This is a genomic window from Exiguobacterium sp. s50 (genome assembly GCF_018618175.1).
Classification (GTDB): domain Bacteria; phylum Bacillota; class Bacilli; order Exiguobacteriales; family Exiguobacteriaceae; genus Exiguobacterium; species Exiguobacterium chiriqhucha.
Genome location: NZ_JACSLP010000012.1, coordinates 22951 through 47080 on the forward strand (window position 1 = coordinate 22951; position 24130 = coordinate 47080).

Below are 24130 nucleotides of genomic sequence, written 5' to 3' on the forward strand. Positions count from 1 at the left end.
AGGTCGGCCCCTTGGTAGATGTTAATCGATTTGAATATATGAAAATCGGCTTGGCTTCACCCGAGAAGATCCGTTCGTGGTCTTACGGGGAAGTCAAAAAGCCGGAAACGATCAACTATCGTACACTTAAACCAGAGAAGGACGGATTGTTCTGTGAACGAATCTTCGGTCCTACGAAAGACTGGGAATGTTACTGCGGGAAATACAAACGAATCCGTTATAAAGGAGTCATTTGTGACCGTTGTGGCGTTGAAGTGACGAAAGCGAAAGTGCGTCGCGAGCGTATGGGCCATATCGAGCTCGCGGCACCAGTTTCGCACATCTGGTACTTCAAAGGGATTCCAAGCCGAATGGGGCTTGTTCTCGATATGTCACCACGTGCGCTCGAAGAAGTAATCTACTTCGCGTCGTACGTTGTGACGGAGCCAGGTGATACTCCGCTTGAGAAGAAACAACTTCTCTCGGAAAAAGAATACCGTCTCTACCGTGAAAAATACGGCAGTGACTTCAGAGCAGACATGGGTGCAGAAGCCATCCGCACACTCCTTCAAGACGTTCAACTCGAGAAGGAAGTCGGAGAACTCCGCGAAGAATTGAAGACGGTTCAAGGCCAACGTCGTACACGTGCGATTAAACGTCTTGAAGTGCTCGATGCGTTCTTCACGTCAGGTAATGATCCAGATTGGATGATTCTTGAAGTACTTCCTGTCATTCCGCCAGAGCTTCGCCCGATGGTGCAGCTCGACGGTGGACGCTTTGCGACATCTGACTTGAACGATTTGTATCGTCGAGTCATCAACCGAAACAACCGTCTCAAACGTTTGCTCGATCTCGGCGCGCCGAACATCATCGTGCAAAACGAGAAGCGTATGCTTCAAGAAGCGGTTGACGCCCTCATCGACAACGGTCGTCGTGGTCGTCCGGTCACAGGACCAGGTAACCGTCCCCTTAAATCACTTTCACACATGTTGAAAGGGAAACAAGGTCGTTTCCGTCAAAACCTTCTTGGTAAACGGGTCGACTATTCAGGACGTTCGGTTATCGTAGTTGGTCCAAACTTGAAGATGTACCAATGTGGTCTCCCGAAAGAGATGGCCCTTGAACTCTTCAAACCGTTCGTGATGAAAGAACTTGTCGGTCGCGGCATCGCGTCGAACATCAAGAACGCCAAACGTAAGATTGAGAAGATGCAACCAGAAATCTGGGGCGTCCTTGAAGAAGTCATTCGTGAGCATCCGGTTCTCTTGAACCGTGCCCCAACGCTTCACCGCCTAGGGATTCAAGCTTTCGAACCGATTCTCGTCGAAGGTCGCGCGATTCGCCTTCACCCGCTCGTATGTACGGCTTATAACGCCGACTTTGATGGTGACCAAATGGCGGTTCACGTACCACTTTCTGCTGAAGCGCAAGCTGAAGCTCGTCTTCTCATGCTCGCAGCGCAAAACATCTTGAACCCGAAAGACGGAAAACCAGTTGTTACACCATCGCAGGATATGGTCCTCGGTAACTACTACATCTCGCTTGAACGCGACGATGCCGTCGGACAAGGGAAAATTTTGTCGAACGTGAACGAAGCGCTCATCGCGTATCAAAATGGCTATGTCCACTTGCATACACGTGTCGCTCTTCCAGCACGTACGCTCAACAACCCGACGTTCACAGATGAGCAAAACGAGAAAATGTTGATCACAACGGTCGGTAAGATGATCTTTAACGAGATCTTGCCGAACACGTTCCCATACTTGAACGAGCCGACGATGGAAAACTTACAGGAAGCAACGCCTGACAAGTACTTCATCGACAAAGGTGCCAACGTGGCAGAAGAAATCGCCTCACGTCCTTTGGTCGAGCCGTTCAAAAAAGGATTCCTTGGAAAAGTCATCGCGGAAGTGTTCCAGAAGTTCGAAACGACTGAAACAAGCCGCATGCTTGACCGGATGAAAGATCTCGGCTTCAAACACTCGACGAAAGCCGGTGTGACGGTCGGAATCGCTGATATCATCGTTCTTCCGGACAAACAAGAAATCCTTGATGAAGCGCAAACTCAAGTCGATCAAATCATGAAGTCATTCCGTCGCGGTCTCATCACTGAAGATGAGCGTTACGAGCGCGTTGTACGCTCTTGGAACGAAGCGAAGGATGAGATTCAATCACGATTGATGAAATCCCTCAATCGCTTGAACCCAATCTTCATGATGTCTGACTCAGGTGCCCGTGGTAACGCGTCCAACTTCACGCAGCTCGCAGGGATGCGTGGTTTGATGGCCGCTCCATCTGGCCGCATCATCGAACTTCCGATCAAATCTTCATTCCGTGAAGGTCTGACGGTACAAGAGTACTTCATCTCGACGCACGGTGCGCGTAAAGGTCTTGCCGATACAGCCCTTAAGACGGCTGACTCAGGTTACTTGACGCGTCGTCTTGTTGACGTAGCCCAAGATGTCATCATCCGTGAAGAAGATTGTGGAACGGACCGCGGAATCCGCGTTGCCGCTCTCCGCGAAGGCACGGAAGAAATCGAAAACTTGTATGACCGCCTCGTCGGCCGTACAGCGTTCGAGACAGTGGCACATCCGGAAACGGGTGAAGTCATGGTCGAGAAGAACCAATTGATTACCGAAGATCTCGCTCGCGACATCGTCGACGCTGGAATCGAACGAGTTGAAATCCGTACAGCCTTTACATGTAACACGTCACACGGCGTATGTAAGAAATGTTACGGCCGCAACTTGGCGACTGGCTCGAACGTTGAAGTCGGCGAAGCTGTCGGAATCATCGCCGCGCAATCAATCGGTGAGCCAGGAACGCAGCTTACAATGCGTACCTTCCACACAGGTGGGGTAGCCGGAGATGATATCACACAAGGTCTTCCACGTATCCAAGAGGTATTCGAGGCTCGTAACCCGAAAGGGCAAGCGGTCATCTCGGAAATCCCTGGTACGGTCATCGACTTTACAGAATCGCGTGACAAGCGTGAACTCACCGTCGAAGGACTCAGTGAGACACGTACGTACACGATTCCGTTCGGAGCACGTCTTCGTGTTCAAATCGGAGATACAGTAGAAGCCGGAGAAGTCTTCACGGAAGGTTCGATCGATCCGAAAGAATTGCTCGCCGTCCGTGGTGTATCTGGTGTTCAAAACTACTTGCTCCAAGAAGTACAAAAAGTTTACCGCATGCAAGGGGTAGAAATCGGCGACAAACACGTCGAAGTCATGGTTCGCCAAATGCTTCGCCGCGTCAAAGTCATCGAGTCTGGTGACACGCCACTTCTCCCTGGTTCGCTCGTCGATATCAGCGTCTTCAAAGAAGCGTGTAAAGATACGCTTCGCGAAGGCAAGAGCCCGGCAACAGCGAAACCGGTCCTTCTCGGAATCACAAAAGCGTCGCTTGAGACAGATTCGTTCCTCTCGGCCGCTTCGTTCCAAGAAACGACTCGTGTATTGACAGACGCTGCCATCAAAGGCAAGCGCGACTATCTCCTCGGACTCAAAGAGAACGTCATCATCGGGAAACTCGTTCCAGCTGGTACTGGGATGCCGGTTTACCGTGATGTTAAACTCAAAGAAGAAGAGACGAAAGCCGTTCTCGAAGACACGACGGTAGAATAAAAACGTCTTGACAGCATGGGTTGGCGGTGCTACTATGATTTAGTGCCGCCAATCGGTTGTTGTCGATGACAACGGTGTCCAGCAGTCGGCAAGCTACTTGGACGTCACCCGATCTTTCTCCGGAAAGGTTTGGCTGCTATTATTGCCACTTTCAAGGTATAACTCACGTTTTTGCGAGGTCATGGAATGCCTACGCCTCGTAAAAGCGTTTCGTTATGACCTTAAATGAACCACCCGGGTCGGTGGGTCTAGAAAATAGCATAATTCAGGAAGGGAGGATCTTCAAAGATGCCTACTATCAACCAGTTAGTCCGTAAAGGACGTAAATCGAAAGTCGTTAAATCTGACTCTCCAGCACTTAACAAAGGTTACAACAGTTTCATCAAGTCACAAACTAACGTGAGCTCGCCACAGAAACGTGGTGTTTGTACACGTGTTGGTACAATGACTCCGAAGAAACCGAACTCGGCATTACGTAAGTATGCTCGTGTTCGTTTGACTAACCAAATCGAAGTGACTGCGTACATTCCAGGTATTGGCCACAACCTTCAAGAGCACAGCGTTGTTCTTATCCGTGGAGGACGTGTAAAAGACTTACCAGGGGTACGTTACCACATCGTTCGTGGTGCGCTTGACACTGCAGGTGTTGACGGACGTATGCAAGGCCGTTCTAAATACGGTACGAAACGTCCGAAAGCTGCGAAGAAGTAATTCTCGCAAAACTAAAAACTACTGAAATTTTGAAAGGAGGGTACTCGGATGCGTAAAAACCGTGCAGAACGTCGTGACGTTATCGCAGATCCGATCTACAACTCGAAATTGGTAACTCGCCTCATTAACCGTGTCATGTTAGACGGTAAAAAAGGTACAGCTCAAACTATCATTTACAACGCATTTGGCCTCATCGCTGAACGCTCAGGCAAAGAGCCTATGGAAGTGTTCGAAGAAGCAATGAACAACATCATGCCTGTACTTGAAGTTAAAGCTCGCCGTGTTGGTGGAGCAAACTACCAAGTTCCTGTTGAAGTTCGTCCAGAGCGCCGTACGACACTTGGTCTTCGTTACCTCGTGAACTACGCTCGTCTCCGCAACGAGAAAACGATGGAGCAACGTATCGCGAATGAAATCATGGATGCAGCCAATAACACTGGTGCGTCTGTTAAGAAACGCGAAGACATGCATAAGATGGCAGAAGCGAACAAAGCGTTTGCTCACTATCGTTGGTAAGTTAAACGTAAAGACCACTCCACGTCACCAAGCGGTGGCTTAATGGAGTGGCTTTCGGGTATAATCATATCGTGTGCCAGCACACGAAAAACACATGCGGAAGGAGAATACCCAGTATGGCAAGAGAATTCTCCCTAAAGAATACTCGTAACATCGGGATCATGGCTCACATCGATGCCGGTAAGACGACAACAACTGAACGTATTCTTTATTACACAGGTCGTATCCACAAGATTGGTGAAACTCATGAAGGAGCTTCACAAATGGACTGGATGGAGCAGGAGCAAGAGCGTGGAATCACGATCACTTCTGCAGCGACAACTGCACAGTGGAATGGCCACCGTGTAAACATCATCGATACACCTGGACACGTAGACTTCACAGTTGAAGTTGAACGTTCACTCCGTGTACTTGATGGCGCTGTTGCGGTACTTGACGCTCAGTCAGGTGTTGAACCACAAACAGAAACTGTATGGCGTCAAGCGACGACTTACGGTGTTCCACGTGTCGTATTCGTCAACAAGATGGATAAGATCGGTGCGGACTTCTTGTACTCGGTGAAAACACTTCACGAACGTTTACACGCAAACGCACATCCAATCCAACTTCCAATCGGTGCGGAAGATGAATTCAAAGGAATCATCGACCTCGTTGAGAAGAAGACATACATGTACACGAACGACCTCGGTACTGACATCGAAGTAACGGATGGCTACCCAGCTGACATGGCTGACGAAGCTGAAGAACTTCGCGGTCAATTGATCGAAGCGGTTGCTGACTACAACGAAGAGTTGATGATGAAATACCTCGAAGGCGAAGAGATCTCAATCGAAGAACTCAAAGCTGGTATCCGTCAAGCAACACTCAGCGTAGAATTCTACCCTGTACTCGTTGGTTCTGCCTTCAAAAACAAAGGTGTTCAATTGATGTTGGACGCTGTTGTTGATTACCTCCCATCACCAGTTGATGTTGAGTCAATCAAAGGTGTTAACCTCGACACAGAAGAAGAAATCACGCGTGAGCCTTCTGACGAAGCTCCGTTCTCGGCACTTGCGTTCAAAGTCATGACGGATCCTTACGTCGGTAAATTGACGTTCTTCCGCGTGTACTCTGGTACAGCACAAGCTGGTTCGTATGTGAAGAACTCGACTAAAGGTAAGCGTGAGCGCCTCGGTCGTATCCTTCAAATGCACGCGAACAGCCGTGAAGAAATCCCAATGGTATTCGCTGGTGACATCGCCGCAGCCGTTGGTCTTAAAGATACTACGACTGGTGATACGCTTTGCTCAGAGAAAGACAACGTCGTTCTCGAGTCAATGACATTCCCAGAACCGGTTATCTCGGTCGCTATCGAGCCTAAATCGAAAGCTGACCAAGACAAGATGGGTCAAGCCCTCGCGAAACTCGCAGAAGAGGATCCAACTTTCCGCACTGAAACAAACCAAGAGACTGGTCAAACGATCATCTCTGGTATGGGTGAGCTTCACCTTGATATCCTCGTTGACCGTATGCGTCGCGAATTCAAAGTAGAAGCTAACGTTGGTGCACCACAAGTTGCTTACCGTGAGACAATCCGTGGCGCTGCGAAGATCGATTCGAAATTCGTACGTCAATCAGGTGGACGCGGTCAGTACGGTCACGTTGTCGTAGAATTCGAGCCGAACGAAGAAGGCGCTGGATTCGCATTCGAGAACAAGATCGTCGGTGGTGTTGTACCACGTGAATACGTCCCAGCTGTTCAGAACGGGATTGAAGAAGCTCTCGAAAACGGTATCCTCGCTGGTTACCCAGTAGTGGACGTTAAAGCTGCCCTCGTCTTCGGATCGTACCACGATGTCGACTCGAACGAGATGGCGTTTAAAGTTGCTGCTTCGATGGCGGTTAAACAACTTAAGGAACAAGCGAAAGCTGTAATCCTTGAGCCAATGATGCGTGTCGAAGTTGTTATCCCAGAAGAATACTTGGGAGACATCATGGGTGACGTCACGTCACGCCGTGGACGCGTAGAAGGTATGGAAGCACGCGGTAACGCTCAAGTCGTTAAAGCAATGGTTCCACTTTCAGAAATGTTTGGATATGCGACATCGCTTCGTTCACGTACGCAAGGACGCGGAACGTACTCGATGCACTTCGATCACTACGAAGAAGTACCGAAGTCAATCGCAGAAGAAATCATCAAAAAAGCGAACGGCTAATAACGGTTGTAACGCTTAATTGATTGTTGTAAGCTAAGGAGGACGTATGTTAAAAGTAGCCTACGTCTTCCTAGTTAAATAAAAAACTAATTGTCTAATAGAGGAGGAATCTAGAATGGGTAAAGAAAAATTCGACCGTTCTAAACCGCACGTTAACGTTGGTACAATCGGCCACGTCGACCACGGTAAAACAACTTTGACTGCAGCGATCTCAGCTGTACTTTCAAAAGCACAAGGTAAAACAGCTACAAAGTTTGACGCAATCGATGGTGCTCCTGAAGAGCGTGAGCGCGGTATCACAATCGCAACAGCTCACATCGAGTACGAAACTGACAAACGCCACTATGCACACGTTGACTGCCCAGGTCACGCTGACTATGTTAAAAACATGATCACTGGTGCTGCACAAATGGACGGCGCGATCCTCGTTGTTTCGGCAACTGATGGCCCAATGCCACAAACACGTGAGCACATCCTTCTTTCACGTCAAGTAGGTGTTCCTTTCATCGTCGTATTCATGAACAAAGTTGACATGGTTGACGACGAAGAACTCCTTGAGCTCGTTGAAATGGAAATCCGTGAACTTCTTTCTGAGTACGACTTCCCAGGCGACGACCTCCCTGTAATCAAAGGTTCTGCACTTGGCGCGCTTAACGGCGAACCACAGTGGGAAGAAAAAATCATGGAACTCATGAACGCAGTTGATGAGTACATCCCTGAGCCAGTTCGTGACACGGACAAAGAATTCATGATGCCAGTTGAGGACGTATTCTCAATCACTGGTCGCGGTACTGTAGCGACTGGTCGTGTTGAGCGTGGTGTTCTCCGCGTCAACGACGAAGTTGAAATCGTTGGTCTTACAGAAGAAACTAAGAAAACTGTATGTACTGGTGTAGAGATGTTCCGTAAGCTTCTCGACTACGCTGAAGCTGGCGACAACATCGGTGCTCTTCTCCGTGGTGTATCACGTGAAGACATCGAGCGTGGACAAGTACTTGCTAAGCCAGGTTCAATCACGCCGCACTCAAAGTTCAAAGCTTCAATCTACGTTCTTTCTAAAGAAGAGGGTGGCCGTCACACGCCATTCTTCGCGAACTACCGTCCGCAGTTCTACTTCCGTACAACTGACGTAACAGGTATCGTTCACCTTCCAGAAGGTACTGAAATGGTAATGCCAGGAGACAACATCGAGTTGACGATCGAATTGATTTCTACAATCGCGATCGAAGACGGAACACGTTTCTCAATCCGTGAGGGTGGCCGTACAGTAGGCGCTGGTTCAGTAACTGAAATCATCGAGTAATCGATTGATACACTGACCTTTCAAGCAGTCCGCATTTTGCGGGCTGCTTTTTTGTTTTATGGCTAGACGTGGTAAGATGGGACATATGTTGCAGGAAGGGGTGACGAGGATGGAAAAACAAGTCGAGACGTTATGCCGCTTAAATGGGATTGCGTGTCGGTTCGGTGGGTCGACGTTATTGAAGCATCATGGACTCATCGAAACGACGAATGACTTGGATGTATTCGTGGAGCCGGATCAATTCGAACGATTGGATCAAGTGTTGAGCCGAGTCGGCGAGAAAGTCGAAACGAAACCGCATGCCGACTACATGACGACATACTTTAGTGAATATGTGTTTGAAGGGGGCGACATCGATGTGATGGCCAGTTTCCGGATGAAGTGTACCGATGGGATTTATACGCATCCTTACATTGAACCGGTCGGCAGCTGGATGCGGCTCGAAGAGTGGGTCGTGCTGTATACGGTCATCGGTCGGGAAGATCGGCTTAATCGACTGGCGGATTATTTTGAGACGCATGAGCTCAATGAAGGGATCGTCCAAGCATGTCTCAAACGAGCCCCCGCCTCGGTCATTGAAGCCGTCACCGAACGCTTCGGAACCTATATGAAACGCTAGGTCGAGTTGGCACGGCGGTTCTCGAAAGAAATAGTTCAACAAAAGAAGGAAAATAGCTTGCAAATGGGTTCGAATCTTGTTACATTAGTGAACGTTGAACAACTCATCAGACATCCGGCACAATTAAAAAATCAAATCTTGCATTTCATATGTAGATTCGATATAATGATTAAGTGTTTGTGCGAGTGGTGAGAGACTTTACAGCAGAAATCGGGTCCAATCGTTGATTTGCAATGATCGGATACCTCTGCTGACACAAGCACGCTGCGATGAAGCGGGAGGTTATGACACGCCAGGCAGCTTTGCCATGGCCGGTGTGGAAATTTCCGCGGAGAACTGTCTATTTTTAAAAATAGGCGACAAAGGAGGGAAACTTACATGGCAAATGAAAAAATCCGTATTCGTTTAAAAGCATACGACCATCGCGTACTCGATCAATCAGCTGAGAAAATCGTTGATACTGCGAAGCGTTCAGGTGCAAAGGTTTCGGGACCAATCCCGCTTCCAACTGACAAATCGATCTACACGATCCTTCGTGCCGTTCACAAGTACAAAGATGCTCGTGAACAGTTCGAAATGCGTACACACAAACGCTTGATCGACATCGTTAACCCAACACCAAAAACGGTTGATGCGCTTATGCGTCTCGAATTACCATCAGGTGTTGACATCGAAATCAAACTTTAATTCTTCATATAGTAGATACTAGCCAGAAGAGACAATAATTATTAAACAGGAGGTGTATCTCATGGCTAAAGGAATCTTAGGAACAAAACTCGGTATGACTCAAATCTTCAACGAAGCAGGCGAAGTCGTACCAGTAACAGTAGTTGCTGTCGAAGGAAACGTCGTTCTTCAACTTAAAACAGTTGAAACAGACGGTTACGAGGCACTTCAACTCGGTTTCGGAGACATCAAAGAATCACGTCAAAACAAACCAGCAAAAGGTCACGCTGCGAAAGCAAGTGCGACACCTAAGCGCTTCATCAAAGAGATTCGTACTTCAGTAGAAGGATACGAAATCGGTCAAGAGATCAAGGCGGACATTTTCGCTGCAGGTGAATTAGTAGACGTAACAGGTACATCGAAAGGTAAAGGATTCCAAGGTGCGATCAAGCGTCACGGACAATCACGTGGACCAATGGCTCACGGTTCGCGCTACCACCGTCGTCCTGGTTCGATGGGTCCTGTAGCTCCTAACCGCGTATTTAAAGGGAAGCTTCTTCCTGGTCAAATGGGTGGCGAGCGTAAAACGATTCAAAACCTTGAAGTTGTCAAAGTTGACGTGGAACGCGGCCTTGTACTCGTTAAAGGCGCAATCCCAGGCGCTCGCAAGTCGAACGTCATCATCAAAACAGCGGTAAAGGGTAACTAATTAACTGCACGGAAAGGAGGAATTACGAATGCCTAAAGTAGCTTTGCTTAACCAAACAGGTTCACAAGTTGGCGAAATCGAATTGGCAGAAGCCATCTTCGGTATCGAGCCAAATGACTCAGTACTTTATGACGCGATCGTTATGCAACAAGCATCACGCCGTCAAGGTACTCACGATACGAAAGGTCGCTCGGAAGTACGCGGTGGCGGCCGTAAACCATGGAAACAAAAGGGAACTGGTCGTGCGCGCCAAGGTTCTATCCGCTCACCACAATGGGTTGGTGGTGGTACAGTCTTCGGTCCAACACCACGTTCATACTCTTACAAGCTTCCTAAAAAAGTTCGTCGTCTTGCACTTCTCTCGGCTTTGTCGTCAAAAGTGAAAAACAACGAAATGATCGTCCTCGAAGGCCTTGCTTTCGATGCACCAAAAACAAAAGATATGGTCGCTGTACTTCTTGGCCTATCAGTAGAACGTAAGGCTCTCGTAGTCACAGCGGACTACAATGAGACTATCGCTCTCGCAGCTCGTAACATCCCAGGAGTGACTGTGATCGAAGCAGCCGGCGTTAACGTTCTTGACCTCGTTGCTAACGACAAAGTCATCTTCACTAAAGATGCGGTTGCGAAGGTAGAGGAGGTGCTTGCATAATGGCTCAAGCATACGATATCATCAAACGTCCTATCATCACTGAGCGTTCTGTTAGCCTCATGGAAGCTAACAAATACGTTTTCGAGATCGACGTTAAAGCGACTAAATCACAAGTGAAGCACGCTATCGAAACAATCTTCAACGTGAAAGTTGCTTCGGTAAACACAATGAACATGAAACCGAAAGCGAAACGTGTCGGTCGTCACTCTGGTTACACATCGCGTCGTAAAAAAGCGATCGTAACTCTTGCTGAAGGCAACACAATCGACTTCCTCGGTTAATTTACTACCTTAGAAGAAAAGGAGGGAATCCTCGATGGCAATTAAAAAGTTTAAGCCGACCACTAACGGTCGCCGTAACATGACATCTCTCGACTTTGCAGAGATCACAACGAATCGCCCTGAAAAATCGTTAACTGAAAAGCTTTCGAAAAAAGGCGGTCGTAACAACCAAGGTCGTTTGACAGTACGTCACCAAGGTGGCGGACACAAACGTAAATACCGTATCATCGATTTCAAACGTAACAAAGATGGCATCGTCGGACGCGTTGCTACGATCGAATACGATCCAAACCGTTCAGCAAACATCGCCCTCATCAACTATGCAGATGGTGAGAAACGTTACATCCTCGCTCCTAAGGGCATCAAAGTAGGCATGGAAATCATGGCTGGCCCAGAAGCGGATATCAAAGTGGGGAACGCTCTTCCACTTATGAACATCCCTGTCGGTACTACTATCCACAACATCGAGCTTAAGCCTGGTAAGGGCGGTCAGCTTGTTCGTGCGGCTGGTGCATCGGCACAAATCCAAGGACGTGACGGCAAGTACGTTATCGTTCGTCTTCAATCAGGTGAATCACGCTTGTTCCTCGGCACTTGCCGCGCGACAGTCGGTTCAGTTGGTAACGAAGAACACGAACTCGTAAACATCGGTAAAGCAGGACGTTCACGTTGGTTAGGCAAACGCCCAACAGTACGTGGTTCTGTAATGAACCCGGTTGATCACCCACACGGTGGTGGTGAAGGTCGTGCGCCAATCGGTCGTTCGGGCCCACTTACTCCTTGGGGTAAACCAGCTCTTGGTCTTAAAACACGTAAGAAAAACAAATCGAGCGACATGTACATCCTTCGTCGCCGTAAGAAATAATTACTACATGATTCTCGGGCGGTTCGAAAGGGCCGTTCCCGAATCATTCCAAAGGGAGGTTCTATCATGGGTCGCAGCTTGAAAAAAGGTCCATTCGCAGATCACCATTTGCTCGCTAAAGTTGACAAACTTAACGAATCTGGTGAGAAGCAAGTCATCAAAACTTGGTCACGTCGCTCGACAATCTTCCCAGAATTCATGGGTCACACGTTCGGTGTACACGATGGTCGTAAACACGTACCAGTATTCGTGACAGAAGACATGGTCGGTCACAAACTTGGTGAATTCGCTCCAACACGTACGTACAAAGGTCACGGATCAGACAAGAAAACGAAACGGTAATTTGAGGGGAGGTCAAATCCATGCAAGCTAAAGCATCAGCTAATATGGTCCGTCTTGCTCCTCGCAAAGCACGTCTCGTTGTAGACTTAATTCGCGGGAAACAAGTCGGCGAAGCGCTCTCTGTCCTTGCTCACACGAACAAGGCAGCGTCGCCAATCGTTGAAAAAGTATTGAAGTCAGCGATTGCAAACGCAGAGCACAACTACGATATGAATATTGAGAACCTTGTAGTGTCGGAAATCTTCGTCAACGAAGGTCCAACACTCAAACGCTTCCGCCCACGTGCAATGGGTCGCGCAAGCCGCATTAACAAACGCACAAGCCACATCCACATCGTGGTAACTGAGAAATAAGGAGGGATATGTAGTGGGTCAAAAGGTAAATCCGCACGGTCTTCGCGTTGGTATTATCAAAGACTGGGATTCGCGTTGGTACGCTGAGAAAGACTACGCAGATCTCCTTCATGAAGACTTCGTTATTCGTGAATACATCGAAAACAAAATGAAGGATGCTAGTGTTTCTAAAGTAGAAATCGAACGCGCTGCAAATCGCGTAAACATTTCACTTCACACTGCGAAACCAGGTATGGTTATCGGTAAAGGTGGTTCGGAAATCGAATCACTCCGTAAAAACATCATCAAGCTTGCTGAAGGCAAACGTGTTCACATCAACGTTGTTGAAGTGAAAAACGCGGACGCTGTCGCTAAACTTGTTGCTGAAAACATCGCTCGTCAATTGGAAGGCCGTGTGTCATTCCGTCGTGCAATGAAACAATCAATCCAACGTTCGATGCGCACTGGCATCAAAGGGATCAAAACAGAAGTTTCTGGTCGTCTTGGTGGCGCTGATATCGCTCGTTCAGAGAAGTACTCGGAAGGAACAGTTCCACTTCACACACTCCGTGCCGACATCGACTACGGAACAGCTGAAGCTGACACAACTTATGGTAAAATCGGAATTAAAGTCTGGTTGTACCATGGTGAAGTTCTTCCAACAAAAAACAACACAGCTAAAAACGCTGAATAATAAACACTCTTTCAGGAAGGAGGCAACACACTATGTTGTTACCTAAACGCGTGAAATATCGTCGTGTACACCGTGGTAAAATGCGCGGAAATGCAAAACGCGGCACAACAGTTCATTTCGGTGAATTCGGTCTCCAATCGCTCGAAGCGAGCTGGATCACAAACCGTCAAATCGAATCAGCACGTATCGCAATGACACGTTATATGAAACGTGGTGGTAAAGTGTGGATCAAGATCTTCCCACACAAGCCATACACGAAAAAGCCTCTCGAAGTCCGAATGGGTTCGGGTAAAGGTGCTCCAGAAGGCTGGGTAGCTGTAGTTAAGCCTGGCAAAGTTATGTTTGAAATCGCGGGTGTATCTGAGGAAGTAGCACGTGAGGCGCTTCGTCTTGCTGCACACAAACTTCCAGTTAAATGTAAGTTCGTGAAACGTGAAGAAAATGGTGGTGATACGAATGAAAGCAACTGATCTCCGTCAATCAACAACTGAAGAGCTCAACGGTAAAGTAGGCGAGTGGAAAGAAGAACTCTTTAACCTTCGTTTCCAATTGGCTACAGGTCAGCTTGAGAATCCTGCTCGTATCCGTGAAGTACGCAAGTCGATTGCGCGTGCTAAAACGATTCTTCGTGAACGCGAACTCGGCATCAACAACGGCTAATCTAATCGGATTCTTTAAGAGGAGGTAACACTCATGGAACGCAATAAGCGTAAAGTACTCACTGGACGCGTCGTGTCTGACAAAATGGACAAAACGATCGTCGTTGCAGTTGAAACAAAAGTACGTCATAAGCTTTATGGCAAACGTGTAAACTACACGAAGAAATTTAAAGCACACGATGAGAACAATGTCGCTAAAATCGGCGATGTGGTACGCATCGCGGAAACACGTCCGCTTTCTAAAGACAAACGTTTCCGTCTCGTAACAGTAGTAGAAGAGTCAGTAATCATCTAATAACAGTTCGGATCTATAAACATCCGGAGGGAGGTACACTCGCATGATTCAACAAGAATCTCGCTTGAAAGTAGCAGACAACTCTGGCGCGCGTGAACTGTTGACAATTAAAGTCCTCGGTGGTTCAGGTCGTAAGACTGCCAACATCGGTGACATTATCGTCGCAACGGTAAAACAAGCAACACCAGGTGGCGTTGTTAAAAAAGGTGACGTTGTCAGAGCAGTTGTCGTTCGTACAAAACGCGGCGCTCGTCGTAAAGATGGTTCGTACATCCGTTTCGATGAGAACGCAGCAGTCATCATCAAAGATGACAAGAGCCCACGCGGCACTCGGATCTTCGGGCCAGTTGCACGTGAACTTCGTGAAAAAGAATTCATGAAGATCGTTTCGTTGGCACCGGAAGTACTTTAATTTCCAATTTCAATCCTATAAGGAGGTGCGCAAAACGATGCATGTTAAAAAAGGCGATACAGTCCAGGTAATGTCTGGTAAAGATAAAGGCAAGCAAGGGGTTATCCTCAAAGCTATGCCAAGCAAGAACCGCGTAGTCGTAGAAGGTATCAACGTGATTAAAAAACACTCGAAACCATCACAAGCGAATCCACAAGGCGGTATCCTTGAAATCGAAGCACCAATTCACGTCTCGAACGTCATGCCACTCGACCCTAAAACGGGCAAACCAACTCGCGTTGGTTTCAAAGTAGTCGATGGTAAAAAAGTTCGTGTCGCGAAATCGGGCGAAGTACTCGATAAATAAGAAGAACGTGACGAAAGGAGGTCCATTCGACTATGAACCGTTTGCAAGAGAAGTATAAAAGCGACATCGTGAAAGCGATGATGGATAAATTCAACTATGACTCAGTTATGCAAGTCCCACAGGTCGACAAGATCGTCATCAACATGGGTGTAGGTGACGCTGTTTCGAACTCGAAGGCTCTTGACATGGCAGTGGAAGAATTATCAATTCTTTCTGGTCAAAAACCACTCGTAACGAAGGCTAAGAAATCAATCGCTGGTTTCAAACTTCGTGAAGGCATGCCAATCGGTGCGAAGGTTACTCTTCGTGGCGAGCGTATGTACGATTTCCTCGACAAATTGGTAACTGTTTCACTTCCACGTGTACGCGACTTCCGCGGTGTATCGAAGAAAGCATTCGACGGACGCGGTAACTACACGCTTGGTGTGAAAGAGCAACTTATTTTCCCTGAGATCGATTACGATAAAGTAACAAAAGTACGCGGTATGGATATCGTTGTTGTTACAACAGCGAACACAGACGAAGAAGCTCGTGAATTGCTCACACTTCTCGGAATGCCATTCCAAAAATAATCTAAAGGGAGGTCGACAACATGGCTAAAAAGTCAATGGTGAATCGCGAACAAAAACGCGAGAAACTCGTTGCCCAGTACGCTGAGAAACGTGCACAATTGAAAGCTGAAGGCGACTACATCGGACTCAGCAAATTGCCACGTAACTCTTCACCTGTGCGTCTTCATAACCGTTGCCGCATCACAGGTCGTCCACATGGTTACATGGGTAAATTCGGGATCAGCCGTATCAAGTTCCGTGATCTTGCATACAAAGGTCAAATCCCTGGTGTTAAAAAAGCAAGTTGGTAATCCACTAACAGTGTGAAAGGAGGTACATCGCATGGTAATGACAGACCCAATTGCAGATATGCTTACACGTATCCGTAACGCTAACATGGTTCGCCATGAAAAATTAGAGCTTCCAGCTTCTAATATCAAACGTGAGGTTGCAGAGATCCTCAAGCGTGAAGGTTTCATTCGCGATGTTGAATATATCGAGGACGCTAAGCAAGGTACACTTCGTTTGTTCCTTAAGTACGGAGCAAGCAACGAACGTGTTATCACTGGTCTCAAACGCATTTCGAAACCAGGTCTTCGTGTATACGCAAAAGCAGATGAAGTACCAAAAGTACTCGGAGGACTCGGTATCGCAGTTCTTTCGACATCAAAAGGTCTTATGACTGATAAAGAAGCTCGCCAACAACAAGTCGGCGGCGAAGTGCTCGCCTACATCTGGTAAGTCACTTTTCTAACAAGAACGGAGGTGTAATCAATGTCACGTATTGGTAAAAAACCAGTTACGATTCCAGCTGGCGTTACTGTATCGGTTGCAGAAGACAACACGGTCACAGTAAAAGGTGCTAAAGGTGAACTTTCGCTTTCAGCTAACCCAGCCTTGGAAATCAAAGTTGAAGAAAACGAATTGACTGTTGTTCGTCCGGATGACTCGAAAGAGAACCGTACGATCCACGGTACGACACGTGCCCTTATCGCCAACATGGTGGAAGGTGTGTCTAACGGATTCCAGAAAACACTTGAGATCTCAGGGGTTGGTTACCGTGCAGCTAAGCAAGGTAACAAACTCGTCCTCAGCCTCGGTTACTCGCACCCAATCGAGTACGTTGCTGAAGAAGGTATCGAGATTGAAGTTCCTTCAAACACGCAAATCATCGTTAAAGGGATTAACAAAGAGCGCGTCGGTCACGTTGCAGCTCAAATCCGCTCGTACCGTGCTCCAGAACCTTACAAAGGTAAAGGTGTTCGTTACTCTGATGAACGTATTCGCCGTAAAGAAGGTAAGACTGGTAAGTAATTCGTCACGAAATGAACGGAAAGGAGTGGCATAAATGATCACAAAAGCAGACAAAAATGCAGTTCGTAAGAAACGTCATGCTCGTGTACGTCGTACGATCACGGGGACAGCAGCTCGTCCACGTTTGAACGTATTCCGCTCGAGCAAGCACATCTACGTTCAACTCATCGATGATGCAGCACAAACAACGCTTGTGTCAGCATCTTCGAAAGATAAAGCTCTCGATCTTACAAACGGCGGCAACGTTGAAGCAGCGAAAGCTGTTGGTAAACTTGCAGCTGAACGTGCACTCGAGAAAGGTATCGACACTGTTGTGTTCGACCGTGGTGGATACCTCTATCATGGCCGCGTCAAAGCTGTTGCTGAAGCAGCTCGTGAAGCAGGTCTTAAATTCTAACAAAAAGGAGGGGACACTCGATGCGCCAGTTAGACGTTAACATGGAACAACTTGAAGAACGCGTTGTTACCGTAAACCGCGTCGCGAAAGTCGTGAAAGGTGGCCGTCGCTTCCGTTTCGCCGCTCTCGTCGTCGTAGGTGACAAGAATGGTCACGTCGGTTTCGGTACAGGTAAGGCACAAGAGGTGCCAGAAGCGATCCGCAAGGCTATTGAAGCCGCTAAGAAAAACATGGTTCAAGTACCGATGGTTGGTACAACAATTCCACACGAAATCACAGGAGTATTCGGAGCAGGTCGTGTATTCATGAAACCAGCTTCTGAAGGTACTGGGGTTATCGCAGGTGGACCGGTTCGTGCAGTGCTCGAACTTGCAGGTGTAGGTGACATCCTTTCGAAATCGCTTGGATCTAACACACCAATCAACATCGTCCGTGCGACGGTTAAAGGCTTGACAGAGCTTAAAAAAGCAGAGGAAGTTGCTAAACTACGCGGTAAAAGCGTAGAAGAACTTCTTAAATAAGGGAGGGAATTAGACATGGCGAAACTCGCAATCACCCTCACACGCAGCACTATTGGTCGTCCTGAGGATCAGCGTGTAACAGTACGTACACTCGGTCTTCGTAAAATGCATCAGACTGTCGTTGTCCCTGACAACGTAGCGATGCGTGGTATGATCAAAAAGGTGTCGCACCTTGTGACTGTAAACGAAATCAACGAATAATAAAGATCTTACTAAATAAGGAGGTGCCACTATGAAACTCCATGAATTGAAGCCAACTCCAGGTTCGCGTCACGAACGCAACCGTGTCGGTCGCGGTATGGCGACTGGTAACGGTAAAACTTCTGGCCGTGGACATAAAGGTCAAAAAGCTCGTTCGGGCGGTGGCGTTCGTCCAGGATTTGAAGGTGGGCAAAACCCACTTTACCGTCGTCTTCCAAAACGCGGTTTCAACAACCCTACTCGTAAAGAGTATGCAGTTGTTTCCCTAGACACGCTTAACCGTTTCGAAGCAGGTACTGAAGTTACTCCAGAACTCTTAATCGAGACTGGTGTTGTCAGCTCTGCTAAAGACGGAATCAAAGTACTTGCTAACGGCAAGCTTGAAACAAAATTGACTGTAAAAGCCAACAAATTCTCGGGTGCAGCGAAAGAAGCGATCGAAGCAGCTGGCGGTTCAGTTGAGGTGATCTGATGTTTCAGACGATCTCCAATATGTGGCGCGTGAAAGATATTCGACAGCGTATTCTCTTCACACTCGCAATCATCATCATTTTCCGCATCGGGGCCCATATCCCGGTGCCGATGGTGAATACGGATGTGTTGCGTTTTGACTCAGGAGGTCTACTCGACTTCTTGAACTTGTTTGGAGGAAATGCTTTACAGAACTTCTCCCTGTTCGCAATGGGGATCATGCCGTATATTACGGCATCGATCGTTGTGCAGCTCTTACAAATGGACGTCGTTCCGAAGTTTGCCGAATGGGCAAAACAAGGCGAGTCTGGACGTAAAAAGCTAGCGACGGTCACGCGCTATGGGACGATCATCTTAGGGTTTATTCAAGCGACTTCATTGTCGTTTGGATTTAACCGCCTCTATCCAGGTCTCGTCAATGAGACGTGGGGCACGGCAACCTATTTCGTGATCGCGATCGTACTGACTGCCGGTACGGCGTTCTTGATGTTCCTTGGTGAGATGACGACGGAGAAAGGTGTTGGGAATGGTATTTCCATCATTATCTTCGCCGGTATCGTCGCTGGGTTCCCAAGAATCTTCACGCAGATTTATGAGACGAAGCTCCAAAATGCTGGAGATGCGTTATTCATTAACATCGTTTACTTGGTTGTACTATTGCTCGTTATCCTTGCGGTGACCATGGGGATCATTTATGTTCAACAGGCCGCTCGCAAAATTCCGATTCAATACGCAAAACGCACGGCGAACCGTACCCCTGTGGGCGGACAGTCGACGCACTTGCCAATCAAACTAAACGCTGCCGGTGTCATCCCGGTTATCTTCGCGATTTCCTTCATGGTGACACCACCAACTGTTGCAAGCTTCATTGCTTCTCCGGAAACGACGCAGAAGTTGCAGACCTACTTCGATACGACAGCTCCAATCGGAATGTCAATCTACGTAGCGCTCATCATCGCGTTCGCTTACTTCTATACATTCATTCAGGTCAATCCTGAACAGATGGCAGAAAACCTGCAGAAGCAAGGTGGCTATATTCCTGGGATTCGTCCTGGGGCGCAAACAGAACAGTACATCACGAAGTTGCTCTATCGTTTGACATTCTTCGGAGCGATTTTCCTATCGCTCGTTGCGATCATGCCGACAATCTTCATTAAGCTTGCCGGTCTCCCAACTTCGGTGCAAATCGGAGGTACGAGCTTGTTGATCGTGATCGGGGTAGCCCTCGAAACGATGAAACAAATCGAAAGTCAACTTGTAAAACGACACTACAAAGGCTTTATCCGTTAAAGCGGAAGGAAGGGTACACCCTTCCTTCCTGTCGTGTTTACGACGTGTTGTGAAAATCAAAACTGGAGGCTAACTGAGATGAATCTAGTACTCATGGGCTTACCGGGTGCAGGGAAAGGGACTCAAGCGGCTAAAATCGTCGAAGAGTACCAAATCCCACACATTTCGACAGGCGACATGTTTCGTGCGGCAATCAAAGGCGGAACGCCACTCGGCAAAGAAGCAAAATCGTTCATGGATAAAGGCGAACTCGTACCGGATGAGGTAACAATCGGAATCGTACGTGAGCGCTTGAGTCAAGATGATACGAAAAACGGCTTCCTACTCGATGGATTCCCGCGTACTGTTGCTCAAGCAGAGGCACTCGAAAGTTTGCTTAAAGATTTGGGAAAACAGATTGACCATGTCGTGAATATCGATGTGGATGCGGAAATTCTCGTCCCGCGTTTGACAGGTCGTTGGATCTGCCCGACGTGCGGTGCGACATATCATGTGATCTTCAACCCACCTAAAGTGGAAGGCATCTGTGATGTGGATGGGTCGGCTCTCATGCAACGTGAAGACGATAAAGAGGAAACGGTCCGCCGTCGCCTTGACGTCAACATCGAGCAATCGAAACCACTCATTGACTTTTACGCTGAAAAAGGGTATCTTCGTACATTGGATGGAGATCGTCCAATCGATGTCGTATACGCCGATGTCAAAGCGTTACTCGGTGGTACTGAATGATCATCACGAAGACGCCTCGTGAAATAGCGATTATGCGTGAGGCTGGGCAAATTGTTGCTCGAACACACCAGGTGCTCAAAGAGCACATCAAACCAGGTATTACGACGCTTGAGCTCGACCGGATCGCGGAAGAATACATTCGCAGCCAAGGTGCGACACCGTCGTTCAAAGGCTACAACGGGTTTACCGGTAGCGTTTGTGCTTCAGTGAACGAAGAGCTTGTTCATGGGATTCCCGGAAAGCGGGTATTGAACGATGGAGATATTATCTCAATCGACATCGGTGCCTACTATAACGGATACCATGGAGATTCCGCTTGGACGTATCCAGTGGGAACAATCTCAGCAGAGACGCAGCAGTTACTTGACGTAACTGAAGAAAGTCTGTATAAAGGATTGGAGCACGCTAAGGCTGGGCAGCGTCTGACAGACATTTCGCATGCGATTCAAGCGTATGTGGAATCTCATGATTTCTCTGTCGTCCGCGAATACGTCGGTCATGGTGTCGGACAAAATTTGCATGAAGAACCGCAAATTCCGCACTATGGTCCACCGGGGAAAGGGCCGCGCCTGAAGACTGGAATGACGTTAGCCATTGAACCAATGGTCAATGCTGGTCAACGCTATGTTCGAACACTGGCTGACAACTGGACAGTTGTGACAGTGGACGGTAGCATGTGCGCCCACTTTGAGCACACCATCGCCATCACAGACGATGGATACGAGATTTTAACGAAACTCGATTCCGGTGAATGAGGCTCTATTGCTTCGTGCTGATCCGTAACGGATCCTTCTCTCACAGTACAATGCGATAGATCGTCTGTGCTCCTAAATATCTTCATATAGAAAGGGGAATAAATGATGGCGAAACAAGATGTCATTGAAGTGGAAGGCACTGTTGTCGAACCACTTCCAAACGCAATGTTTAAAGTGGAGTTAGAAAACGGCCACACGGTGCTCGCGCACGTCTCAGGGAAAATTCGGATGCACTATATTCGAATCCTTCCAGGTGACCGCGTAACTGTCGAGTTGTCTCCGTACGACTTGACTCGCGGGCGGATTACGTACCGTTACAAGTAACTCCGATTTTTCCAGGAGGAGGGTATAATCATGAAAGTAAGACCGTCGGTAAAACCGATCTGCGAAAAATGTAAAGTTATTCGTCGTAAGGGTAAAGTAATGGTAATTTGCGAAAACCCGAAACACAAACAAAAACAAGGTTAATCTAAGAGGAGGTGCACACATGGCACGTATTGCTGGTGTAGATATTCCACGCGAAAAACGTATCGTTATTTCGCTCACATACATCTTTGGTATTGGTAAAACAAGAGCACAAGAAATTTTGAAGACTGCAAACGTATCTGAAGATTCACGCACACGTGATTTGACAGAAGACGAAATCAACCGTATCCGTGAAGCAATTGACGGAATCAAAGTTGAAGGTGACCTTCGTCGTGAAGTTTCACTCAACATTAAACGTTTGATCGAGATCGGCGCTTATCGCGGTGTTCGTCACCGTCGTAGTCTCCCTGTTCGCGGACAAAACACGAAGAACAACTCGCGTACTCGTAAAGGCCCACGCCGTACAGTAGCGAACAAGAAGAAGTAAAGGAGGGAATTGAACAATGGCGAAACGTAAGCAAAATGTACGTTCAAAACGTAAAGTCAAAAAACATGTTGAAGTCGGTGTGGTACACATCCGTTCTACTTTCAACAACACAATCATTACAATCACTGACACGCAAGGTAACGCGATCTCATGGGCTACTTCTGGTAACCTTGGATTTAAAGGATCACGTAAATCGACTCCGTTCGCAGCACAATTGGCTGCTGAAACTGCAGCGAAAGTTGCAATGGACAACGGTATGCGTACAGTAGAAGTTAACGTTAAAGGTCCTGGTGCTGGACGTGAAGCGGCTATCCGTGCCCTCCAAGCTACTGGTCTTGAAGTAACTGCAATCCGTGACGTAACACCAGTTCCGCACAACGGTTGCCGCCCTCCAAAACGTCGCCGCGTATAATCGCTTGTGCGTGTGAAGGGCTTACCTAGCACAAACAGCATATACAATGCAGCTCGCGCTGCATGGCAGGATACACTCAAGGAGGGGTTCAGATGATCGAGATTGAAAAACCAAAGATCGAAACGGTCGAAATCAGCGAGGATGCTACGTTTGGTAAATTCGTGGTGGAACCGCTTGAACGTGGATATGGCACTACTCTCGGCAACTCACTACGTCGAATTCTTTTGTCATCGCTCCCTGGTGCAGCGGTAACAGCGGTTCAAATCGATGGCGTACTTCATGAGTTCTCTACGATTGACGGAGTCGTCGAAGACGTCACGCAAATCGTACTTAACCTCAAGAAGTTAGCACTCAAAGTGTACTCGGACGAAGAGAAAACGCTTGAGATTAACGTTTCAAGTGCCGGTGCTGTCACTGCGGCAGACATTACCCATGATAGCGACGTTGAAATCTTGAATCCTGAGCTCCACATCGCGACTCTCGCTGACAACGCGACGCTTCGCATGCGTTTGACTGCTCGCCGTGGTCGTGGTTACGTCCAGGCAGAAGATAACAAACGTGATGATATGCCGATTGGCGTAATTCCAATCGATTCGATCTACACACCGATTCAACGCGTGAACTACGAAGTAGATAAAACACGTGTCGGTCAAGATGCTAGCTTCGATAAGCTTCTATTAGACGTGTGGACAGATGGTTCAATCCGTCCGGAAGAAGCGGTATCGCTCGGGGCGAAAATTTTGACAGAACACTTGAACATCTTTGTTGGCTTGACTGACGAAGCTCTCAATGCAGAAATTATGGTCGAGAAAGAAGAAGACCAAAAAGAAAAAGTACTCGAAATGACGATTGAAGAACTCGATCTCTCAGTTCGTTCGTACAACTGCTTGAAGCGCGCTGGCATCAACACGGTTCAAGAACTCGCAAACAAATCAGAGGAAGAGATGATGAAAGTTCGTAACCTCGGACGTAAATCACTCGAAGAAGTTCAACTCAAGTTGGACGAACTCGGTTTGGGCTTGCGTAAAGAAGACTAAGTTCAAAAGAAGGAGGGAAATGTAATGGCTTATTCGAAACTCGGCCGTACAAGCTCGCAACGTAAGGCACTTTTACGTGATCTTGCAACTGACCTTATTATCAACGAGCGCATTCAAACAACTGAACAAAAAGCGAAAGAACTTCGCCCAGTCGTTGAAAAATTGATCACTCTTGGGAAACGTGGCGATCTTCATGCCCGTCGTCAAGTAGCTTCATTCGTTCGCAAAGAGAACGCTGGAGAAAAAGACGCAATCCAAAAATTGTTCGAAGACGTGGCACCACGCTACGCTGAACGTCAAGGTGGATACACACGCATCATGAAAGTCGGCCCACGCCGCGGTGACGGTGCGGAAGTCGTAATCATCGAACTCGTCTAATTCATTAGGCAGT

36 protein-coding genes are annotated in these 24130 nt (G+C 47.7%); all 36 read left to right on the forward strand.

Annotated features, from left to right (window positions below; genetic code table 11):
- Positions 1-11: 11 nt before the first annotated feature.
- Positions 12-3611, forward strand: a complete 3600-nt coding sequence (rpoC, locus tag KNP68_RS13750; RefSeq protein ID WP_021066599.1) for a DNA-directed RNA polymerase subunit beta' — start codon at positions 12-14, stop codon at positions 3609-3611.
- Between the two features lie 288 nt (positions 3612-3899).
- Positions 3900-4322 carry a 30S ribosomal protein S12 gene (gene rpsL, locus KNP68_RS13755; protein ID WP_012727683.1) on the forward strand — a complete coding sequence of 141 codons (423 nt, stop codon included), beginning with the start codon at positions 3900-3902 and terminating at the stop codon, positions 4320-4322.
- A gap of 48 nt (positions 4323-4370) precedes the next feature.
- On the forward strand, positions 4371-4838 hold the full coding sequence (gene rpsG, locus KNP68_RS13760; protein ID WP_021066600.1) for a 30S ribosomal protein S7: 468 nt from the start codon (positions 4371-4373) through the stop codon (positions 4836-4838).
- Between the two features lie 116 nt (positions 4839-4954).
- Entirely contained in the window at positions 4955-7033 is a 2079-nt protein-coding gene (gene fusA, locus KNP68_RS13765; RefSeq protein ID WP_029594429.1) for an elongation factor G, read from the forward strand.
- A 115-nt stretch (positions 7034-7148) separates the two neighbouring features.
- Complete coding sequence (tuf, locus tag KNP68_RS13770) at positions 7149-8336, forward strand: elongation factor Tu (RefSeq protein ID WP_021066602.1); 1188 nt, start codon at positions 7149-7151, stop codon at positions 8334-8336.
- 109 nt (positions 8337-8445) lie between these two features.
- Positions 8446-8955, forward strand: a complete 510-nt coding sequence (locus tag KNP68_RS13775; protein WP_029594430.1) for a hypothetical protein — start codon at positions 8446-8448, stop codon at positions 8953-8955.
- Between the two features lie 378 nt (positions 8956-9333).
- Positions 9334-9642 carry a 30S ribosomal protein S10 gene (rpsJ, locus tag KNP68_RS13780; protein ID WP_021066604.1) on the forward strand — a complete coding sequence of 103 codons (309 nt, stop codon included), beginning with the start codon at positions 9334-9336 and terminating at the stop codon, positions 9640-9642.
- A gap of 61 nt (positions 9643-9703) precedes the next feature.
- Positions 9704-10330, forward strand: a complete 627-nt coding sequence (rplC, locus tag KNP68_RS13785) for a 50S ribosomal protein L3 (RefSeq protein WP_021066605.1) — start codon at positions 9704-9706, stop codon at positions 10328-10330.
- A 28-nt stretch (positions 10331-10358) separates the two neighbouring features.
- On the forward strand, positions 10359-10982 hold the full coding sequence (rplD, locus tag KNP68_RS13790; protein WP_021066606.1) for a 50S ribosomal protein L4: 624 nt from the start codon (positions 10359-10361) through the stop codon (positions 10980-10982).
- Positions 10982-11263: a 50S ribosomal protein L23 gene (rplW, locus tag KNP68_RS13795; RefSeq protein ID WP_021066607.1), complete on the forward strand. Its 282-nt coding sequence runs from the start codon at positions 10982-10984 to the stop codon at positions 11261-11263. Before rplD ends, rplW begins: the two co-directional genes overlap by 1 nt.
- 34 nt (positions 11264-11297) lie before the next feature.
- A complete protein-coding gene (gene rplB, locus KNP68_RS13800; RefSeq protein ID WP_021066608.1) occupies positions 11298-12128 on the forward strand; it encodes a 50S ribosomal protein L2 in 831 nt (276 codons plus the stop codon).
- 66 nt (positions 12129-12194) lie between these two features.
- Positions 12195-12470 (forward strand): 30S ribosomal protein S19, encoded by a 276-nt coding sequence (rpsS, locus tag KNP68_RS13805; protein ID WP_012727673.1) that lies wholly within the window; start codon positions 12195-12197, stop codon positions 12468-12470.
- 20 nt (positions 12471-12490) lie between these two features.
- Positions 12491-12823 carry a 50S ribosomal protein L22 gene (gene rplV, locus KNP68_RS13810; protein WP_021066609.1) on the forward strand — a complete coding sequence of 111 codons (333 nt, stop codon included), beginning with the start codon at positions 12491-12493 and terminating at the stop codon, positions 12821-12823.
- Positions 12824-12836: 13 nt separating this feature from the next.
- Complete coding sequence (rpsC, locus tag KNP68_RS13815) at positions 12837-13496, forward strand: 30S ribosomal protein S3 (protein ID WP_021066610.1); 660 nt, start codon at positions 12837-12839, stop codon at positions 13494-13496.
- Between the two features lie 32 nt (positions 13497-13528).
- The gene (gene rplP / locus KNP68_RS13820) at positions 13529-13966 is read left to right on the forward strand and encodes a 50S ribosomal protein L16 (RefSeq protein WP_016508922.1); all 438 of its coding nucleotides are present in this window, start codon (positions 13529-13531) and stop codon (positions 13964-13966) included.
- On the forward strand, positions 13953-14156 hold the full coding sequence (gene rpmC, locus KNP68_RS13825) for a 50S ribosomal protein L29 (RefSeq protein ID WP_012727669.1): 204 nt from the start codon (positions 13953-13955) through the stop codon (positions 14154-14156). Before rplP ends, rpmC begins: the two co-directional genes overlap by 14 nt.
- A 33-nt stretch (positions 14157-14189) precedes the next feature.
- The gene (rpsQ, locus tag KNP68_RS13830; protein WP_021066611.1) at positions 14190-14450 is read left to right on the forward strand and encodes a 30S ribosomal protein S17; all 261 of its coding nucleotides are present in this window, start codon (positions 14190-14192) and stop codon (positions 14448-14450) included.
- A 43-nt stretch (positions 14451-14493) separates the two neighbouring features.
- A complete protein-coding gene (gene rplN, locus KNP68_RS13835; protein WP_012727667.1) occupies positions 14494-14862 on the forward strand; it encodes a 50S ribosomal protein L14 in 369 nt (122 codons plus the stop codon).
- 37 nt (positions 14863-14899) lie between these two features.
- On the forward strand, positions 14900-15208 hold the full coding sequence (gene rplX / locus KNP68_RS13840) for a 50S ribosomal protein L24 (RefSeq protein WP_021066612.1): 309 nt from the start codon (positions 14900-14902) through the stop codon (positions 15206-15208).
- A 32-nt stretch (positions 15209-15240) separates the two neighbouring features.
- Positions 15241-15780, forward strand: a complete 540-nt coding sequence (gene rplE / locus KNP68_RS13845; protein WP_016508927.1) for a 50S ribosomal protein L5 — start codon at positions 15241-15243, stop codon at positions 15778-15780.
- A gap of 20 nt (positions 15781-15800) precedes the next feature.
- Complete coding sequence (gene rpsN / locus KNP68_RS13850) at positions 15801-16070, forward strand: 30S ribosomal protein S14 (protein ID WP_021066613.1); 270 nt, start codon at positions 15801-15803, stop codon at positions 16068-16070.
- A 31-nt stretch (positions 16071-16101) separates the two neighbouring features.
- Positions 16102-16500, forward strand: coding sequence for a 30S ribosomal protein S8 (gene rpsH / locus KNP68_RS13855; protein ID WP_021066614.1), 399 nt, complete (start codon positions 16102-16104; stop codon positions 16498-16500).
- A 33-nt stretch (positions 16501-16533) separates the two neighbouring features.
- The gene (gene rplF, locus KNP68_RS13860) at positions 16534-17073 is read left to right on the forward strand and encodes a 50S ribosomal protein L6 (RefSeq protein WP_021066615.1); all 540 of its coding nucleotides are present in this window, start codon (positions 16534-16536) and stop codon (positions 17071-17073) included.
- Positions 17074-17107: 34 nt separating this feature from the next.
- The gene (gene rplR, locus KNP68_RS13865) at positions 17108-17470 is read left to right on the forward strand and encodes a 50S ribosomal protein L18 (RefSeq protein ID WP_012727661.1); all 363 of its coding nucleotides are present in this window, start codon (positions 17108-17110) and stop codon (positions 17468-17470) included.
- Between the two features lie 20 nt (positions 17471-17490).
- Positions 17491-17991 carry a 30S ribosomal protein S5 gene (rpsE, locus tag KNP68_RS13870; RefSeq protein ID WP_021066616.1) on the forward strand — a complete coding sequence of 167 codons (501 nt, stop codon included), beginning with the start codon at positions 17491-17493 and terminating at the stop codon, positions 17989-17991.
- Between the two features lie 15 nt (positions 17992-18006).
- Positions 18007-18192: a 50S ribosomal protein L30 gene (gene rpmD, locus KNP68_RS13875; RefSeq protein WP_021066617.1), complete on the forward strand. Its 186-nt coding sequence runs from the start codon at positions 18007-18009 to the stop codon at positions 18190-18192.
- A gap of 31 nt (positions 18193-18223) precedes the next feature.
- Entirely contained in the window at positions 18224-18664 is a 441-nt protein-coding gene (gene rplO, locus KNP68_RS13880) for a 50S ribosomal protein L15 (protein ID WP_021066618.1), read from the forward strand.
- On the forward strand, positions 18664-19953 hold the full coding sequence (gene secY / locus KNP68_RS13885; RefSeq protein ID WP_021066619.1) for a preprotein translocase subunit SecY: 1290 nt from the start codon (positions 18664-18666) through the stop codon (positions 19951-19953). The genes rplO and secY overlap by 1 nt, the downstream gene beginning before the upstream one ends.
- Positions 19954-20031: 78 nt before the next feature.
- On the forward strand, positions 20032-20682 hold the full coding sequence (locus KNP68_RS13890; RefSeq protein ID WP_029594431.1) for an adenylate kinase: 651 nt from the start codon (positions 20032-20034) through the stop codon (positions 20680-20682).
- Positions 20679-21437, forward strand: a complete 759-nt coding sequence (gene map, locus KNP68_RS13895; protein WP_021066621.1) for a type I methionyl aminopeptidase — start codon at positions 20679-20681, stop codon at positions 21435-21437. The genes KNP68_RS13890 and map overlap by 4 nt, the downstream gene beginning before the upstream one ends.
- A gap of 105 nt (positions 21438-21542) precedes the next feature.
- A complete protein-coding gene (gene infA, locus KNP68_RS13900) occupies positions 21543-21761 on the forward strand; it encodes a translation initiation factor IF-1 (protein ID WP_021066622.1) in 219 nt (72 codons plus the stop codon).
- Positions 21762-21791: 30 nt separating this feature from the next.
- Complete coding sequence (rpmJ, locus tag KNP68_RS13905) at positions 21792-21905, forward strand: 50S ribosomal protein L36 (protein WP_003156543.1); 114 nt, start codon at positions 21792-21794, stop codon at positions 21903-21905.
- Positions 21906-21924: 19 nt separating this feature from the next.
- Complete coding sequence (rpsM, locus tag KNP68_RS13910; protein ID WP_021066623.1) at positions 21925-22290, forward strand: 30S ribosomal protein S13; 366 nt, start codon at positions 21925-21927, stop codon at positions 22288-22290.
- Between the two features lie 16 nt (positions 22291-22306).
- Positions 22307-22702 carry a 30S ribosomal protein S11 gene (rpsK, locus tag KNP68_RS13915; protein ID WP_021066624.1) on the forward strand — a complete coding sequence of 132 codons (396 nt, stop codon included), beginning with the start codon at positions 22307-22309 and terminating at the stop codon, positions 22700-22702.
- Positions 22703-22794: 92 nt separating this feature from the next.
- Complete coding sequence (locus KNP68_RS13920; RefSeq protein WP_021066625.1) at positions 22795-23739, forward strand: DNA-directed RNA polymerase subunit alpha; 945 nt, start codon at positions 22795-22797, stop codon at positions 23737-23739.
- Positions 23740-23763: 24 nt separating this feature from the next.
- Entirely contained in the window at positions 23764-24117 is a 354-nt protein-coding gene (gene rplQ / locus KNP68_RS13925; protein WP_012727650.1) for a 50S ribosomal protein L17, read from the forward strand.
- Positions 24118-24130: the final 13 nt, after the last annotated feature.